The 15146-nt window shown below is 70.4% G+C and carries 20 protein-coding genes; 14 read left to right on the top strand and 6 right to left on the bottom strand.

Annotation, left to right across the window (positions count from 1 at the left end; translation table 11 throughout):
• Nucleotides 1-19: 19 nt before the first annotated feature.
• From ACFT7S_RS30365 to ACFT7S_RS30350, 4 genes are all read right to left on the bottom strand, one after another.
• A complete protein-coding gene (locus tag ACFT7S_RS30365; protein WP_382737350.1) occupies nt 20-208 on the bottom strand; it encodes a hypothetical protein in 189 nt (62 codons plus the stop codon).
• A 48-nt stretch (nt 209-256) separates the two neighbouring features.
• Entirely contained in the window at nt 257-1384 is a 1128-nt protein-coding gene (locus tag ACFT7S_RS30360; protein WP_382737349.1) for a S1C family serine protease, read from the bottom strand.
• 108 nt (nt 1385-1492) lie between these two features.
• Entirely contained in the window at nt 1493-2536 is a 1044-nt protein-coding gene (locus tag ACFT7S_RS30355) for a LacI family DNA-binding transcriptional regulator (RefSeq protein WP_382737348.1), read from the bottom strand.
• Between the two features lie 24 nt (nt 2537-2560).
• On the bottom strand, nt 2561-3367 hold the full coding sequence (locus tag ACFT7S_RS30350) for a response regulator transcription factor (RefSeq protein WP_382737347.1): 807 nt from the start codon (nt 3365-3367) through the stop codon (nt 2561-2563).
• Nucleotides 3368-3667: 300 nt separating this feature from the next.
• Between ACFT7S_RS30350 and ACFT7S_RS30345 the strand changes: the two genes are divergently transcribed.
• The 8 genes from ACFT7S_RS30345 to ACFT7S_RS30310 all read left to right on the top strand — a co-directional run bounded on the left by ACFT7S_RS30345 (nt 3668) and on the right by ACFT7S_RS30310 (nt 9054).
• Nucleotides 3668-4591: an alpha/beta hydrolase gene (locus ACFT7S_RS30345; protein ID WP_382737346.1), complete on the top strand. Its 924-nt coding sequence runs from the start codon at nt 3668-3670 to the stop codon at nt 4589-4591.
• A 40-nt stretch (nt 4592-4631) separates the two neighbouring features.
• Nucleotides 4632-4886, top strand: coding sequence for a MoaD/ThiS family protein (locus tag ACFT7S_RS30340; RefSeq protein ID WP_382737345.1), 255 nt, complete (start codon nt 4632-4634; stop codon nt 4884-4886).
• A gap of 10 nt (nt 4887-4896) precedes the next feature.
• Entirely contained in the window at nt 4897-6138 is a 1242-nt protein-coding gene (locus ACFT7S_RS30335; RefSeq protein WP_382737344.1) for a hypothetical protein, read from the top strand.
• 181 nt (nt 6139-6319) lie between these two features.
• The gene (locus ACFT7S_RS30330; protein WP_382737343.1) at nt 6320-7009 is read left to right on the top strand and encodes a DUF2993 domain-containing protein; all 690 of its coding nucleotides are present in this window, start codon (nt 6320-6322) and stop codon (nt 7007-7009) included.
• Nucleotides 7010-7283: 274 nt separating this feature from the next.
• On the top strand, nt 7284-7364 hold the full coding sequence (locus ACFT7S_RS30325; RefSeq protein ID WP_350310325.1) for a putative leader peptide: 81 nt from the start codon (nt 7284-7286) through the stop codon (nt 7362-7364).
• A 145-nt stretch (nt 7365-7509) separates the two neighbouring features.
• A complete protein-coding gene (locus ACFT7S_RS30320; protein WP_382737342.1) occupies nt 7510-8355 on the top strand; it encodes a sulfurtransferase in 846 nt (281 codons plus the stop codon).
• Between the two features lie 50 nt (nt 8356-8405).
• Nucleotides 8406-8693: a DUF1416 domain-containing protein gene (locus ACFT7S_RS30315; RefSeq protein ID WP_097868095.1), complete on the top strand. Its 288-nt coding sequence runs from the start codon at nt 8406-8408 to the stop codon at nt 8691-8693.
• A 100-nt stretch (nt 8694-8793) separates the two neighbouring features.
• Entirely contained in the window at nt 8794-9054 is a 261-nt protein-coding gene (locus ACFT7S_RS30310) for a DUF3099 domain-containing protein (RefSeq protein WP_382737341.1), read from the top strand.
• Between the two features lie 22 nt (nt 9055-9076).
• On the opposite strand, the gene ACFT7S_RS30305 is transcribed toward ACFT7S_RS30310, so the two are convergent.
• The gene (locus tag ACFT7S_RS30305) at nt 9077-9439 is read right to left on the bottom strand and encodes a DsrE family protein (RefSeq protein WP_382737340.1); all 363 of its coding nucleotides are present in this window, start codon (nt 9437-9439) and stop codon (nt 9077-9079) included.
• A 105-nt stretch (nt 9440-9544) separates the two neighbouring features.
• Between ACFT7S_RS30305 and ACFT7S_RS30300 the strand changes: the two genes are divergently transcribed.
• From ACFT7S_RS30300 to ACFT7S_RS30275, 6 genes are all read left to right on the top strand, one after another.
• On the top strand, nt 9545-10417 hold the full coding sequence (locus ACFT7S_RS30300; RefSeq protein ID WP_382737339.1) for a hypothetical protein: 873 nt from the start codon (nt 9545-9547) through the stop codon (nt 10415-10417).
• Nucleotides 10414-11235 (top strand): hypothetical protein, encoded by an 822-nt coding sequence (locus ACFT7S_RS30295; protein ID WP_382737338.1) that lies wholly within the window; start codon nt 10414-10416, stop codon nt 11233-11235. The genes ACFT7S_RS30300 and ACFT7S_RS30295 overlap by 4 nt, the downstream gene beginning before the upstream one ends.
• The gene (locus ACFT7S_RS30290; RefSeq protein WP_382737337.1) at nt 11232-12188 is read left to right on the top strand and encodes a hypothetical protein; all 957 of its coding nucleotides are present in this window, start codon (nt 11232-11234) and stop codon (nt 12186-12188) included. Before ACFT7S_RS30295 ends, ACFT7S_RS30290 begins: the two co-directional genes overlap by 4 nt.
• A 236-nt stretch (nt 12189-12424) precedes the next feature.
• Nucleotides 12425-12997, top strand: a complete 573-nt coding sequence (locus ACFT7S_RS30285; RefSeq protein WP_382737335.1) for an FABP family protein — start codon at nt 12425-12427, stop codon at nt 12995-12997.
• Nucleotides 12998-13050: 53 nt separating this feature from the next.
• A complete protein-coding gene (locus tag ACFT7S_RS30280; RefSeq protein ID WP_382737334.1) occupies nt 13051-13500 on the top strand; it encodes a Fur family transcriptional regulator in 450 nt (149 codons plus the stop codon).
• A gap of 109 nt (nt 13501-13609) precedes the next feature.
• Nucleotides 13610-14575 (top strand): YgfZ/GcvT domain-containing protein, encoded by a 966-nt coding sequence (locus tag ACFT7S_RS30275; RefSeq protein ID WP_382737333.1) that lies wholly within the window; start codon nt 13610-13612, stop codon nt 14573-14575.
• 31 nt (nt 14576-14606) lie between these two features.
• On the opposite strand, the gene dtd is transcribed toward ACFT7S_RS30275, so the two are convergent.
• Nucleotides 14607-15056: a D-aminoacyl-tRNA deacylase gene (gene dtd, locus ACFT7S_RS30270; protein WP_382737331.1), complete on the bottom strand. Its 450-nt coding sequence runs from the start codon at nt 15054-15056 to the stop codon at nt 14607-14609.
• Nucleotides 15057-15146: the final 90 nt, after the last annotated feature.

The following is a 15146-nucleotide window of genomic DNA, read 5'->3' as shown; positions in this document are numbered from 1 at the left end:
CGGCCTCATCGGGGTGCTGTCAGCCTCGCACGGCCATGGCGCGACGGCGTGCGGCGCGACGCTTGCGGCCGGTGGGGTCCGAGGTGGCGCTGATCTCGTGGGCGCGCCCGGGGGCCTTCCGGGCGGCCATGGCGGTGGCGAGCCTGAGGGGCAGGGCCAGGTCGGCCGGGCCGGTGGGGGTGTCTGAGCTGTCTGAGCTGTCTGTCATGGCGGCCTCCTCGGCCTGTCGGTGCGGGGTGCTGCGGTGTTACTTCGGTCAGGAGTCGTTGCCCGCCCGCAGGGCGTCCAGGTCGGCCTTGACGGTGTCGACGGGGATGGCGAAGCCGAGGCCCACGCTGCCCGCGGCGGAACTGCCCGCAGAGCTCGCCGAACTCGGGGAGTACATCGCGGAGTTGATGCCGATGATCTCGCCGTTCATGTTGATCAGCGCACCGCCGGAGTTGCCGGGGTTGAGCGAGGCGTCGGTCTGGATCGCCTTGTACGTCGTCTTCGACGTACCCGTGTCGCCGTTGAACTGCTGGCCGCCGAACTCGAACGGCCAGTCGCTGCCGCCCTGTTGCTGCTGGCTCCGGTCCGAGCCCGCCGAGTCCTCGGAGGACTTCGCGACCGTGACGTCGCGGTCGAGGGCCGAGACGATGCCGCTGGTGACGGTGCCGGTCAGGCCCTCGGGCGAGCCGATCGCCACGACCTGGTCGCCGACCTTCACCCCTGAGGAGTCGCCGAGCGAGGCCGTCTTCAGTCCGCTCGCACCCTGGAGCTTGATGAGCGCGAGGTCCTTGTCGGCGTCGGTGCCGACGACATCGGCGGTGTACTTCTTGCCGGTGCTGAGCGTGACCTCGATCTCGGAGGCGCCGGTGATGACGTGGTTGTTGGTGATGATCTCGCCGTCGGACGTGATGACCACACCGGAGCCGGTGGACTGGCCCGCCGTCGACGTCGCGCCGATCTCGACGATCGCGGGCGACACGGCCGCCGCGACACCGGAGACGGTGCCGGCGCTGCTCTGCGAGACGGTCGTGCCCTGCACGACGCCGCCGGAGCCGGAACCGTTCGTGCCGCCGTCGGTGAACTGTCCGATGAGGGTCGCGGTGCCACCGCCGACCACCGACGCCGCGATCGCCACGGCCGCCAGCAGCGCGAACGGGCGCTTGGCACGGCGTGCGGGCTTCGACGGCTCGGGCGCGGGCTGCGGCGGCGGGTAGCCACCGGGACCACCGGCGTCGGCGCCACCGCCGCCGGGCCACACCGTGGTGCCGGGACCCGCGGCGATCGGCTGCGCGGGCTCGTACGGCGGCGGCGGCGGGTAGGCCGCTGCGCCGTTTCCGGACGAGGGATACGTCGGATACATCGCGTACTCGCCGCTCGGGCGGTGGCTCTCAGTCATGTACACGAGCGTGTCCGGCGAATATGAGAGGAGGCTGAGGGTGCCCTGAGAAGCCCGGCAGAACCCTGTATGCCCCATATAAGGACGGGGCGGCGGGATGCCTGAAGGCTACGGAGCCGGGACCGTCGGCTCCCCGCAGCCGCACGACCGCCGGACCACCAGCGCCGAGGGGAACTGCTTCAGCCGCTCGCGGCGCGAGCCCGCCACCCGCAGCGAGTCGTCGAGGACCAGGTCCACGGCCGCCCGCGCCATCGCCGGACGGTCGGAGGAGATCGTCGTCAGCGGAGGGTCGGTGAGCGCGGCCTCCTTCACGTCGTCGAAGCCCGCGACCGCCAGCTCACCCGGCACGTCGATACGCAGCTCGCGTGCCGCCCGCAGCACACCGATGGCCTGGTCGTCCGTGGAGCAGAAGATCGCCGGGGGCCTGTCGGGACCCGCCAGCAGCTGAAGGGCAGCCTGGTAGGCGTCGTAACGGTTGTACGGGGCCTGGAAGAGCCGGCCCTCCGTGGACCGCCCGGACTCGTGCATCGCCCGGCGCCAGCCCTCGACGTGGTCCGCGACCGGGTCGCCGACCGAGGGGGTCTGCTCCGTGCCGCCGAGGCACGCCACGTACGCGTTGCCGTGTTCCAGCAGGTGACGGGTGGCGAGCTGGGCGCCGCCCACGTCGTCCGTGACGACCGCGACGTCGTCGATCGCCTCGGGCCGCTCGTGCAGCAGCACCACACGGGCGTCCCACGCCTCGATCTCGGCGGCGGCACGCTCGCTGGGGCCCTGGCTGACCAGGATCAGACCGGAGACCCGCATACCGAGGAACGCGCGCAGGTAGTGGACCTCGCGCTCGTCCCGGTAGTCGGAGTTGCCGACGAGGACCATTTTCCCTCGTTCGGCGGCGGCCTGTTCGACCGCGTGCGCCATCTCCGCGAAGAACGGCTGCCGGGCGTCCGGCACGATCATGCCTATGAGGTCGGTCCGCCGCGAGGCCATCGCCTGGGCGACCCGGTCGGGCCGGTAGGCCAGCTCCTTGATCGCGGCGAGTACCCGCTCGCGCGTGGCCGGGGCAACCGGCCTGGGTCCGTTGTTGATGACGTAACTGACGACCGCGGTCGACGTCCCCGCCAGTCTCGCCACATCGTCCCGCGTCACCTTGGCCACGCGCGGCAGTCTACGCGGATGGACCTACCTCGCGGCAGGCCGGACCGGGGCTTCTTCCGTGACGTCGGACTCCTCCGGCTGCTCCGAACGGGTTACGGGTTCCGGGGTGGTCCTCGTCGACACCTGAGCCTTGGCCTCCTCCGCCGCGGCACGCTCCACCTTCTCCGGTGCGACGAAGCGGTAGCCGACGTTGCGGACCGTACCGATCAGCGACTCGTGCTCGGGGCCGAGCTTGGCGCGCAGCCGCCGGACGTGGACGTCGACCGTCCGTGTACCGCCGAAGTAGTCGTATCCCCAGACCTCCTGGAGCAGCTGGGCGCGGGTGAAGACCCGGCCCGGGTGCTGTGCGAGGTACTTGAGCAGTTCGAATTCCTTGAAGGTCAGGTCGAGGACCCGTCCCTTCAGTTTCGCGCTGTACGTCGCCTCGTCCACCGAAAGATCACCATTACGGATCTCCATCGGGGAATCGTCGGACACGATCTGCTGACGGCCGGTTGCCAGCCGCAGCCGTGCCTCGACCTCGGCCGGGCCCGCGGTGTCCAGCAGCACGTCGTCGATGCCCCAGTCGGCGGTGACGGCCGCGAGGCCGCCCTCCGTGACGACGAGGATCAGCGGACAGCCGGGTCCGGTGGACCGCAGCAGCTGGCAGAGCGAGCGCACCTGCGGAAGGTCGCGGCGGCCGTCGATCAGAATGACGTCGGCACCCGGGGTGTCGACGAGAGCGGGTCCTTCGGCGGGGGCGACCCGCACGCTGTGGAGCAGTAGGCCGAGGGCGGGAAGCACCTCCGTCGACGGTTGGAGCGCATTGGTCAGAAGCAGCAGTGAACTCATCGCCGCCCACCTGCCTGGGTCGTCGGTCGATCGTGCACGGTTCGCTCGCCCATTACGTCAGTCCTCCTCGTTCCCTGCGAGAGGGGCACTCCCGGGTCGGACCCGGGGGAGTAGTGCGGCACTGCTTCGTACGGCCGTATGACGTAGGGCCTGCGCCGTTCGTCATACGGGATTTACTGGTACGGCCCCGCGCCCTGAGGCCGCTGAGCTTGTTGAAACGTCTCCGTAACAACGCGTGGAAAGCACAAAAGGACCCGGGGGCTGCATTGCCCGAGTCCTCTTCGAAGCAGAATAACCCACATGTGTTCTGTCTCCGAGGGTCGGTTTCCGAGTTCTTCTGTTCGCTTGATCACGCGGGCTCCTCTGCGCACCGCGTTGCGCACCGATGACGGGACCCGGATCGAGGCGGTGTACGTACCGTGTACGGCGGGTGCCGGGGCCGCTGCCGAGGGGATGGGTGCCGGGACGGCGATCGTCGTCGCGCACGGCTTCACGGGCTCGGCCGACCGCCCCGCGGTGCGCCGGGCCGCGCGGGCGTTCGCGCAGCGTGCGGCCGTGATCACGTTCTCCTTCCGGGGACACGGGAGGTCCGGCGGGGTGTCGACAGTCGGGGACCGCGAGGTCCAGGATCTGGCGGCCGCGGTGGCGTGGGCGCGTTCACTGGGGCACGAGCGGGTCGTCACCGTCGGGTTTTCCATGGGCGGTTCCGTGGTGCTGAGACATGCCGCGCTGTATACGAAGCCGTCGGCCGTGCATCAGGAACCGCTCGGGGCGCCTTCGGATATCGGTGTCGGAGGCATTGCAGCGCACAAGGGGCGCATTGAAGCGCGCACCGCGGCGCACGCGGACGCGGTGGTCTCCGTAAGCGCCCCCGCACGCTGGTACTACCGGGGTACTGCTCCGATGCGCCGCCTGCACTGGGTGGTCACCCGCCCGGCGGGCCGGCTCGTCGGCCGCTACGGTTTCGGCACCCGGATCGACCGCAGGGACTGGGACCCGGTGCCGCTCTCCCCGGTCGCCGCGGTCCCGCTGATCGCCCCGGCCCCGCTGCTGATCGTGCACGGCGACCAGGACCCGTACTTCCCGCTGGACCACCCCCGGATGCTGGCCGAGGCCGCAGGGGGCGGCGCCGAACTGTGGCTGGAACGGGGCATGGGGCACGCGGAGAACGCGGCAGACGAGAGCTTGCTCACGCGCATCGCCGACTGGACGGCCGCGCGGTGACCGATGATGGACAACTGACGCACGACGAAAGGGTGGAGCCATGGCAGCGGGAACGATCCGCTACTGGGCCGCGGCCAAGGCCGCCGCGGGGATCGCGGAGGAACCGTACGCAGCGGCGACGCTCGCCGAGGCGCTCGAAGCGGTGCGCGAACGGCACCCGGGCGAGCTGACCCGCGTACTGCAAAGGTGTTCGTTCCTCATCGACGGTGACCCCGTCGGAACCCGTGGCCATGAGACCGTACGGCTTGCCGAGGGCGGCACGGTCGAGGTGCTCCCGCCGTTCGCAGGAGGGTGAACCGCAGACCATGAGCAGCAGCGATCAGCAGTATCCGAACAGTCAGCAGTACGCGTACGGGGACGGGGACCCCGGTGCGCAGCCGCCCGCCGACCCGTACGCGGGTCAGTCCTACGCCGACCCGTACGCCGACCCGGCTCAGGCGCAGCCCCAGCAGCCGTACGGTGACCCCGCCCCGTACGACCCGCAGTCGGCCTGGCCGACGCACCAGGCGCAGGCGCAGGCGCAGCGGCCCGCGTCGCCCGAGGACCACGGTCCGTCCGACCAGGGCGCGACGCAGACGTGGCAGGGGCAGACCTGGGACACCCAGTACCAGCCGACCGTGCAGCCGCAGCAGTCGCAGACGTATCAGGCGCAGTCGGGTTCGTACCCCCTGCCTCCCGAGGCACCTGTCGCCCCTGCTGCCCCGGTCGCCTCGGCCGCGGTGCAGGACGACACCCCCGGAGCGCCGGAAGCCGCCACCTACAGCTCGCCCACCACCGTGGGCAACGCCCGGATCACCGATGCCCAGCGCGCCCGCGCCGAGGGCCGCTCGCCGGTCATCGCGCCGGGTATGCAGCCGGCCGGTATCACCGCGGGCCTCGGTCTGCTGCTCGCGCTCGGTGCGGCGATGGGGCCGTACGCCCTGCTCGTGCCGCTCGTCCTGCTCCAGGCGGTCATGGCCGCCGGATGGTTCAGGCTCAACGGCATGTGGCCCGCCCGGCAGGGCATCGCGCTCGCCTTCATGGGCGGCTTCGCCGCCGATGTCGCTCTGCTCGCCGCGGGCCGTGAGAACGCCGCGGCGGCGCTCCTCGGCACGCTCGGCGTCTGGGTGCTGCTCACCCTGGTCCTCCAACTGCGCAGCCACGCGGGCGCCGACGAGCGGATGTACGGGCTGATGGCCACCGTCGTGTCGGCGGCGCTCACCGTCCTCGCGGCCGGACATCTGGCAGCGATTCCGGACGCGGTGACCGTGGGCGGTGTCGCCGTGGCCGCCGCCGTGCTCGCCAGGGCGCTTCCGCTGCCGGGCGCCGCTTCGGTCGTCGTGGCACTGCTCGCGGCCGCCGGTGCGGGTGTCGCGATGGGCGGGTTCACCGACTTCGGCTCCAAGGCGGCGTTTCTCGGACTCGCCGCGGGTGGGTGCGCGCTGATCGGGCTGCGGGTGGCGAGCTACGACTACCCGTCGCGGTTCGTGCACATGACGGCCGGGGTGGCACTGCCGCTGACCGCCGCGGCCCCCGCCGTCTATCTGATCGGCCGCGCGATCGCCTGATGTCTCCCCGCCGCCCAAGTCCCCACGCCCCTACGTGTCGTTCGTCGCTTTCCGGCCGTTCGCCGCGGCCGGGGGAACCGGGTGGTGGTCCTGTTCGTCGATCACCACGGGCGTACTGCGCAGTCGCAGTAGGCTCACGCGCACCGGGGGATCCGAGCGCTCGGGTGGGGGAGGAACAGGCATGCGTGCACTGCGGATACTGCTGATCATCGCGGTGGTTCTGGGCGGCGTCTTCGTCGCCGTCGACCGCGCCGCGGTGTATTTCGCCGAGTCCGAGGCCGAGGGCCGGGTGCGGCTCAGCGGTGCGGAAGCGGGCTCGACGGAGGTCTCGATCAACGGCTTCCCGTTCCTGACCCAGGTGGCCGGATCGGAGCTCGACCAGGTCGACGTCAAGCTGACCGGCATCCAGGCGAACGCCGCAGGCCGCACGCTCCGGATCAGTGAGATCAGGGCCCAGCTGCACCAGGTGACCCTGGGCGAGGGCTACACCAGCGCGACGGCCGCCCGGGCCACGGGTACGGCCGTCGTCTCGTACGACGACCTCACCGAGGCGGCCGACAAGGACGTCACCGTCGCCTACGGCGGCAACGGCAAGGTGAAGGTCACCGGCGAGATCAGCGTCCTCGGCCGCACCCTCTCGCGCAGCGTGCTCTCCACCGTCACGCTGGTCGACGGCGACACCATCCGCGTGCACGCGGACGAGGTCCCGGGCGAGGGCATCCCCGGCCTGGAGGACCTGGTCCGGCAGAAGACGGACTTCGAGCGCAAGATCGGCGGCCTGCCGAACGGTCTGAAGCTCCAGAAGATCGAGGTCACCGAAAGCGGCCTGGAGATCTCGGTGAAGGGCGCGGACGTCGCACTCGCCGGCTAGGCCTCTGACGCCGGCCCCTGACGCCGGCCCCTGACGCCGGCCCCTGACCTACCGCTACCAGCTACGCGCATACCGCCGCAGACCCTGCCATACTCCGCTCGTCCACATACTGAGACGGACCCGTCCGGCCCTCGGGTGGCTGACGTGCGCGGACCTCCCGGCGGCGGCTCTCCGCCGGGCGGGACTCGGGCCCCGTCTCGTATCACGGACGATCGTGTCTCACCATCCGACACGACGGTGACATCTCCACCCGTACGTCCCTACGATCGGACCCATGAAGCGACAGGCGGATCTCACGAAGCGGCGGGCAGTAGACCTGTGCCGCGTCGCCGCCATGCTCTGTCGCACCTTCTGAGCGGGATCGCCTCCCGTTTCCCCCGGCCCTTCGACCGTTGTCAGGGCCCGCCCCGTGCCTCCGTACACGCACCGCCGCCGTGCATCCGCGTGTACACCCCGCACATCGCACCACCCCGCCGCAGACTGCCCCGGAGGAGAAACACATGAGCCGCGCAGACGTCCTGGTAGACGCCGACTGGGTCGAGGCCCACATCGACGACCCGAAGGTTGCCATCGTCGAGGTCGACGAGGACACCTCGGCGTACGAGAAAAACCACATCAAGAACGCGATCCGGATCGACTGGACCAAGGACCTCCAGGACCCGGTACGCCGTGACTTCGTCGACCAGGCCGGCTTCGAGAAGCTCCTGTCCGACAAGGGCATCGGCAACGACACCACGGTTGTCCTCTACGGCGGCAACAACAACTGGTTCGCGTCCTACGCCTTCTGGTACTTCAAGCTCTACGGCCACCAGGACGTCAAGCTCCTCGACGGCGGCCGCAAGAAGTGGGAGCTCGACTCCCGCGACCTCGTCGACGGCGACCAGATCCCGTCCCGCCCGGCCACCGCGTACAAGGCCAAGCCGCAGGACGAGTCGATCCGTGCCTACCGCGACGACGTCGTGAAGGCGATCGGCAGCCTGAACCTGGTCGACGTCCGGTCGCCCGACGAGTTCAGCGGCAAGCTGCTCGCCCCGGCGCACCTCCCGCAGGAGCAGTCGCAGCGCCCCGGCCACGTGCCGAGCGCCCGCAACATCCCGTGGTCGAAGAACGCCAACGACGACGGCACCTTCAAGTCGGACGACGCGCTCAAGGCCCTCTACGAGGCCGAGCAGGTCGACCTGGCGAAGGACACCATCGCGTACTGCCGCATCGGTGAGCGTTCCGCGCTCACCTGGTTCGTGCTGCACGAGCTGCTCGGCCAGGCGAACGTCAAGAACTACGACGGTTCGTGGACCGAGTACGGCTCCCTCGTGGGTGTGCCGATCGAGCTCGGCGCCAACAAGTAAGCCTGCGGACCACCGACCAGCACGACACCCGACCAGAAGGACAGAACACCATGTGTGGAGCACAGGCCGGCGGCCCCGACGCCTCGACGATCAAGCCCGGTGAGACCACCATCCAGGGCAGCGTGACCCGTGACGGCGAGCCCGTCACCGGTTATGTCCGCCTGCTGGACTCGACCGGCGAGTTCACCGCCGAGGTCCCGACCTCGGCGACCGGACAGTTCCGCTTCTACGCGGCCGAGGGCACCTGGACGCTCCGCGCCCTCGTCCCGGGCGGCAGCGCGGACCGCACGGTCGTCGCACAGACCGGGGGCCTCGCCGAGGTCGCCATCGCTGTGTGACCCGTAGCGCATGACCGGCCGGAGGGCCGCACCCCAGGGGGTTGGACGCCACCTGAGCAGGGGTGCGGCCCTTCGCGCCGTTCGGTCCTACGCTGGAGGTATGTACGCACGGCGCCGCCGCGCCTATTTCCTGATGATGGGCGGATGCATCGTCCTCTTCGTCTCCGCCTGGGCGTTCGTGCGCCTCTGGTCGATTCCGGTCGCTGTCGGCATGTGCGTCGTCGCGATGGTCATCCCGCCGATCGCGGCGATGGTCGCCAACCGGCGCGGACCGGAGGACCGTTGGTGGGACGACCCCTCCGGTGACCAGAAGTCCGACGAGTGGTGGGACGAACTCGACGGCAAGAAGCGCCGCCCGTAGAGGACGGGGATCAGCAGGAGGCTCAGTAGACGAGCGCCTGGACACCGTCCGCCATGATCTCCTGCACGAAGACCTGCGCGCCCGCGATCCGTACGCCTTCCAGGACGTCCTTCTCGGAGATGTCGCGCCGCGCCGCGCACTGCGAGCACAGGGTGATCAGGCCGCCCGCCCGGACCGCCTCGACCAGGTCGGGCAGCGGGGCGGCGTGCGGCAGCTCGAACTCGGCGGCGCGCCCCGGCAGGGCGAACCAGGCGGATTCGCCGGTCAGCCAGAGCGAGACCTCCACGCCACTGGCGACGGCCACGGCCGCCACGGTGAACGCCTGCGAGCAGCGCTCGGGAGAATCGGCCCCGGCGGTCACCTTGATCACGAGCTTCTTCGGCATAGCCGAACTGTAATAGGCGGCCGTGCAACCTCCGCCGGTACCTGTGGGTCAGTTGTGTGCGCAGGTAACGGAATCTGCGCCTCAGGTCTCGTGGGGGGACCCCTTTTGGAACTGAACGACACCATTTCCGACGCGCAGGCCGGGCAGGCCGCGCAGGCGGTCACGTCCGTGCCGCCCGAAGCGCCGCCCGAGCGGCCGTCCGAGCCGCCGTTGATTCCCGCGGCCGTTCCGGGCCCGGCCGCGCAGCCGCGCCCGCGCCCGCGAGGCCGCACGACACTGCTGATCGCCGCTGCCGCGCTGCTCGGTATCGCGGGCGGTACGGCCGCCGGATACGGCATCCAGGCCGAGCGTGCACCGACGCCCCTGACCGCACTCTCGCAGCCCGGCCTCGCCCATCCGGCGAAGCCGCTGCCCGCGGACCGGGTCCCGGACCCACTGCCCGCCTCGCAGGACCGTCAGGTCGCGACGGACGGCGATCTGCGCAAGCTGGTGCTCGCCAAGCCCGGCGGCTGGGACACCCTCGAGGACCCGACGCTCCGCGACGGCTGGGTGAGCCTGGACGACTACGCCATGCAATTCGAGGACGAGGCGTACATGTACGAGGAACTCGTCTCGTCCGGCCTGCGCCGGGTCGCGGGTGCGAGCTGGGAGCGCGGTCAGCGCGAGGTCGGCATCCGGCTCGTCCAGTTCCGCAGTGGTACGGAACTGGGGGCCTTCGATCACGCCGAGGGCCAGCTGTCCTACATGGACGACAGCGAGAACGGCGCGGGCAACGCGGGACACGCCATCAAGGGGAGCGGCAACGGCCGCTACTACCTCTACCCGGTCAGGAACGAGCCGGGCTATCTGCCGCTCTACCGTGCCCGCGCCGTCGCCCAGCGGGGCGACGTGATGATGGAGATCGACATTTACGACACCAAGCCGGTCGCCAAGAAGGACATCCGCACGCTGGCCGAGCGACAGCTGGAGCGCCTGTGAACGACGACACCACACCCGCCCCGGCCGCGACACCTGATCCGGCTGTCACACCCGCCCCGGCCGACGCTCCCGCACGGCCCGGAAGGGCCCGCCGGGTGGTCCTCGGGGTCCTGCCCTTCGTGCTGGTGCTCGGTGCGATCGGCGGCGCGGCCGCGTACACGAAGACCACCGTGGACGGGGCCGACCGGACCGTCACCACAGCCGTCTGGCAGAAGCCGGACCGTGAGCCGGCCAAGGACCCGGCGGGCGATCCGCCCCGGGGCCGCGCCGTCACCGAGCTGAGCAAGCTGCTGCTGCCCGTCCCCTCCGGTTACCGGCTCGGCCCCGACATGGGCGCCGACGGCAACGACAGCGAGACGAGCGGCAGGAAGGCCGCGGCGGCGATGAAGGAGTCCGGCCGCGGGCTCGCCGGCAAGCAGCGCCGCGAGCTGGAGAAGCGGATCGACCGGTATGACATCCAGGGCCTCGCGCGGCGTTCGTACGTCGCCGACACCGACGACCTCGTCGTGGAGACGCAGATCGTGAAGATGAAGGACCGCAAGGCCGTCCGCGACATGTACACCTTCAGGACCGGGCTGATGGATGCCGTCGGCGTCTTCCGCGACGGTCCGAAGATCAGGGGCCACAAGCACGCCACGTGCTTCCGGATGCCCAAGGACAGCAAGAGCGACCTCGACGGCATGCACTGCGCCGCGTACGACGGCGGGGTGCTCCTGATTGTCGCGGCCACGGGCAGCGAGCCGTTCGACGCAGGCGCCGTCGCGGACGTGGTCAAGGACCAGCTGGACCACATCGCGTCCCCGGGGGAGTACATATGACCGAGCCGACCGAGCCGACCGAGCCGACCGAGCCGACCGAGCCGACCGAGCCGACCGAGCAGCCGGCCCCGGCCGAAGCACCTGCACCGACCGAAGCGCCGGCACCACCCGCACCACCGGCACCGCCCGCACCACCGGCACCGCCCGCACCGCCGGCCCCGGCTGTCCAGGCCGAACCGGTTGCAGCCGCCCGCCCACCGCGCCGTGTGCTGCGCGCCGTCGCCCGCTGGACCGCCGCCGTGCTGGTGTGCGGTGGCCTCGGTACCGGGACGGCGTACGGCATCGCATCCATGGAGCGCACCGACGTCCCCGGTCTCGCGACCGAGGGCGACGGCCGCTGGGACTACCCGGAGCTGTCCCTGCCCGCCCTGCCGTCCGGGGCGCCGAGAGCCCTCTCGTACGGCAATGTCGCCGGGGTGCACCACGCGGACCTGCGGAAGCTGCTGCTGCCCGTCCCTGCCGGAGCCACGCCGGACAAGAAGCTGACCGGCGGCTGGGTGACAACCGCGCAGTACGCGTCCGAGTACCAGGCCGACAAGCGCGCCGACATCACCCGGACGCTCCGCGACTCCGCGCTGCGGCACATCGCGGCGCGCGGCTGGACGATGCCGGACGGCACCGAGTCCCGGATCTATCTGCTTCGGTTCAACTCGACCGCGTACGCCGAAGAGTTCCGCGACGACCTCCACGTCGGCGCGAGCGCGGGCCTGTCGCTCGCCACGGCGCCGGACGCGGAGTTCGACGAGAGCTGGAAGAGCTCGGGCCGGGTGCACAACACCGTGTCGTACGTGTTCAGCGAGAAGAAGCCGTTCGGCAAGGAGCACGTCCGCCAGGCGTACACCGTCGCCGGGGACACCGTCGCCCTGATCGTGCACTCCAGGGACGGTAGAGCGGCCACCGAGCGGATTCCGTTCCACCAATCGGTGATCCTGCAGAACCAGCTGCTCGGCTGAGGACCTGGACGAGAAGGCCGGGCCCCAACCCATTAGGCTGGGGCCCGGCCCCGTACTGCGGCCACATCGTTCGTTCCGAGGAGCTCCCGTGCTTGAGGCATTCTTCTCCGCCCTGCTGATCCTGGTGTGTGTCGGCGTGCTCGCCTTCGCCGGTCTGACCGTGAAGAAGCTCTACCAGGGCCAGCGCTGAACCTCGCCGAACTCCGCCTCTCCCTCACAGATGGTCTGAGCAGCTCATGATCGAGATTCCGTCCGACCTCCATCCGGACCTGGTGCCGCTGGTCTTCCTCCTCGGCAACTGGACGGGCGCGGGCGTGTCCGACTTCCCCGGCGCCGAGAAGTGCAACTTCGGCCAGGAAGTCTCCTTCACCCACGACGGCCGGGACTTCCTGGAGTACGTCTCGCACTCCTGGGTGCTCGATGACGAGGGCAACAAGGTCCGCCCGCTGGAGAGCGAGTCCGGCTACTGGCGTGTCGACAAGGACCGCAAGGTCGAGGCCGTCATGGTCCGTGACCAGGGCATCGTCGAGATCTGGTACGGCGAGCTCGCCGACAAGAAGCCGCAGATCGACCTGGTCACCGACGCGGTGGCCCGTACCGCGGCCTCCGGCCCGTACAGCGGTGGCAAGCGGCTCTACGGCTATGTGAACAGCGACCTGATGTGGGTCGGCGAGAAGGCCACCCCCGACGTCGAGCTGCGCCCCTACATGTCGGCGCACCTGAAGAAGGTCGTCACGCCGGAGGAGGTCGCCGAGATGGCGAAGAGCCTCGGTGACATGCCGGACGACGGCATCGCCTTCTTCAAGTAGACGGAACGGCGCAGAACCTGGGGCCGGTGCTCACCGCCGCCTACACTGGGCCTGTGGTGAGCACCGACTGGAAGACCGATCTTCGGCAGCGTGGCTACCGGCTGACGCCGCAGCGTCAGCTTGTCCTGGAGGCGGTCGACGCGCTGGAGCACGCGACGCCCGACGGCATCCTCTCCGAGGTACGCAGGACCGCGTCCGGCGTGAACATCTCCACCGTCTACCGGACCCTGGAGCTGCTCGAGGAGCTCGGCCTGGTCAGCCACGCCCATCTGGGCCACGGCGCTCCCACGTACCACCTGGCGGACCGCCACCACCACATCCACCTGGTCTGCCGGGACTGTACGAACGTCATCGAGGCCGACGTCGGCGTCGTCGACGACTTCACCGCCAAGCTGCGGGACACCTTCGGCTTCGAGACGGACATGAAGCACTTCGCGATCTTCGGCCGCTGCGCGGACTGCGTGGCGAAGGCCGCCGGACAGCCGGGCCCGGCCGGGGACTGAGGACGTCTAGGGTCTTTCGTTTGGATCAGGCCCCGCGAGCCCGGCATGATCCAAACGAGAGGCCCTAGGTCACGGGCGGGCGTTTGCCCCCGGGCCGTAGGCTGGGCGCATGAAGAGCCCCTTGCTGTCCCTGCCCGGCGCCGTCCCCGCCGAAGGCCGCGACGAAGGTGTCGCCGGGCACTACGGTGACCTGTTCCGCGAGCAACGCGCCCTCGCCGACGGCACCGGCTTCGTGGACCTGTCCCACCGCGGAATCGTCACGGTCACCGGCGACGACCGGCTCGCCTGGCTGCACCTGCTGCTCACCCAGCACGTCAGCGATCTCGCGCCCGGCCAGGCCACCGAGGCCCTGATCCTCTCCGCGAACGGGCACATCGAGCACGCCCTGTACCTCGTCGACGACGGCGACACCGTGTGGATGCACGTCGAACCGGATACGCAGGGCGAGCTCATCGCCTATCTGGAGTCGATGAAGTTCTTCTACCGGGTCGAGGTCGCCGACCGCACCGACAGCTTCGCCGTCGTGCATCTGCCGGCCGGTTCCATCGCCGAGGTCCCCGAGGGCGTGGCCGTACGGGAGACGCCGCACGGCCGGGACCTCTTCCTGCCCCGCGCCGACCTGGAGACGTACGCCGCGGCGCACGGCCCGGCGGCCGGCATCCTCGCGTACGAGGCGCTGCGCATCGAGTCCCACCGGCCGCGCGTCGGCTTCGAGACCGACCACCGCACCATCCCGCACGAGCTGGGCTGGATCGGTTCCGCCGTCCACCTCCAGAAGGGCTGCTACCGCGGTCAGGAGACGGTCGCGCGCGTCCACAACCTGGGGAAGCCGCCGCGCCGCCTGGTCTTCCTGCACCTGGACGGCAGCGAGGTGCTGCTGCCCGGTCACGGAACGCCGGTACGGCTGGCCGCGGACGGTCCCGAGGGCCGTCAGCTCGGCTTCATCACCACATCGGCCCGCCACCACGAGCTGGGCCCCATCGCGCTGGCCCTGGTGAAGCGGAATGTGGCCGTGGACGCGGAACTGATGGCGGGGAACACGGCGGCGGCCCAGGAGACGGTCGTCGAGCCGTAGTTCTCCTACGCGTCGGTGTCCACCGCCGCTGCTACACCTCGATCAGTACGGTGAACGGGCCGTGGTTCGTGAGCGAGACGCGCATGTCCGCTCCGAACCGGCCCGTCTCCACCTGCGCGCCCAGCGCCCGCAACTGCGCCACCACCTCGTCGACCAGAGGCTCGGCGATCTCCCCGGGCGCGGCGGCGTTCCAGGTGGGCCTGCGGCCCTTCCTGGCGTCCCCGTAGAGGGTGAACTGCGAGATGACCAAAAGCGGCGCATTCACATCGGAACAGGACTTCTCGCCCTCCAGGATGCGTACGCTCCACAGCTTCCGGGCGAGTTGTGCCGCCTTCTCCGGAGTGTCCCCATGGGTGACCCCCACCAGCACACACAGGCCCTCGCCGACGATCTCGCCGACCACTCCGGTCCCCGACGGGCCGTCCGTGGCGCCGGCCACGGTGACGGACGCGCCGTCCACTCTCTGCACCACTGCACGCATACAGACCAACCTATCTTGGGCTGAACGGGTACAGAGCACCTGCGTGGGAAGCATGTGGGGTGGCACCATGCACGTGCCGGTGTTGCCGAC

It is taken from the genome of Streptomyces sp. NPDC057136 (assembly GCF_042670885.1).
Classification (GTDB): Bacteria; Actinomycetota; Actinomycetes; order Streptomycetales; family Streptomycetaceae; genus Streptomyces.
The sequence above is the reverse complement of the archived record's forward strand: the minus strand, read 5'-3'. Positions and strand labels throughout refer to the sequence as shown.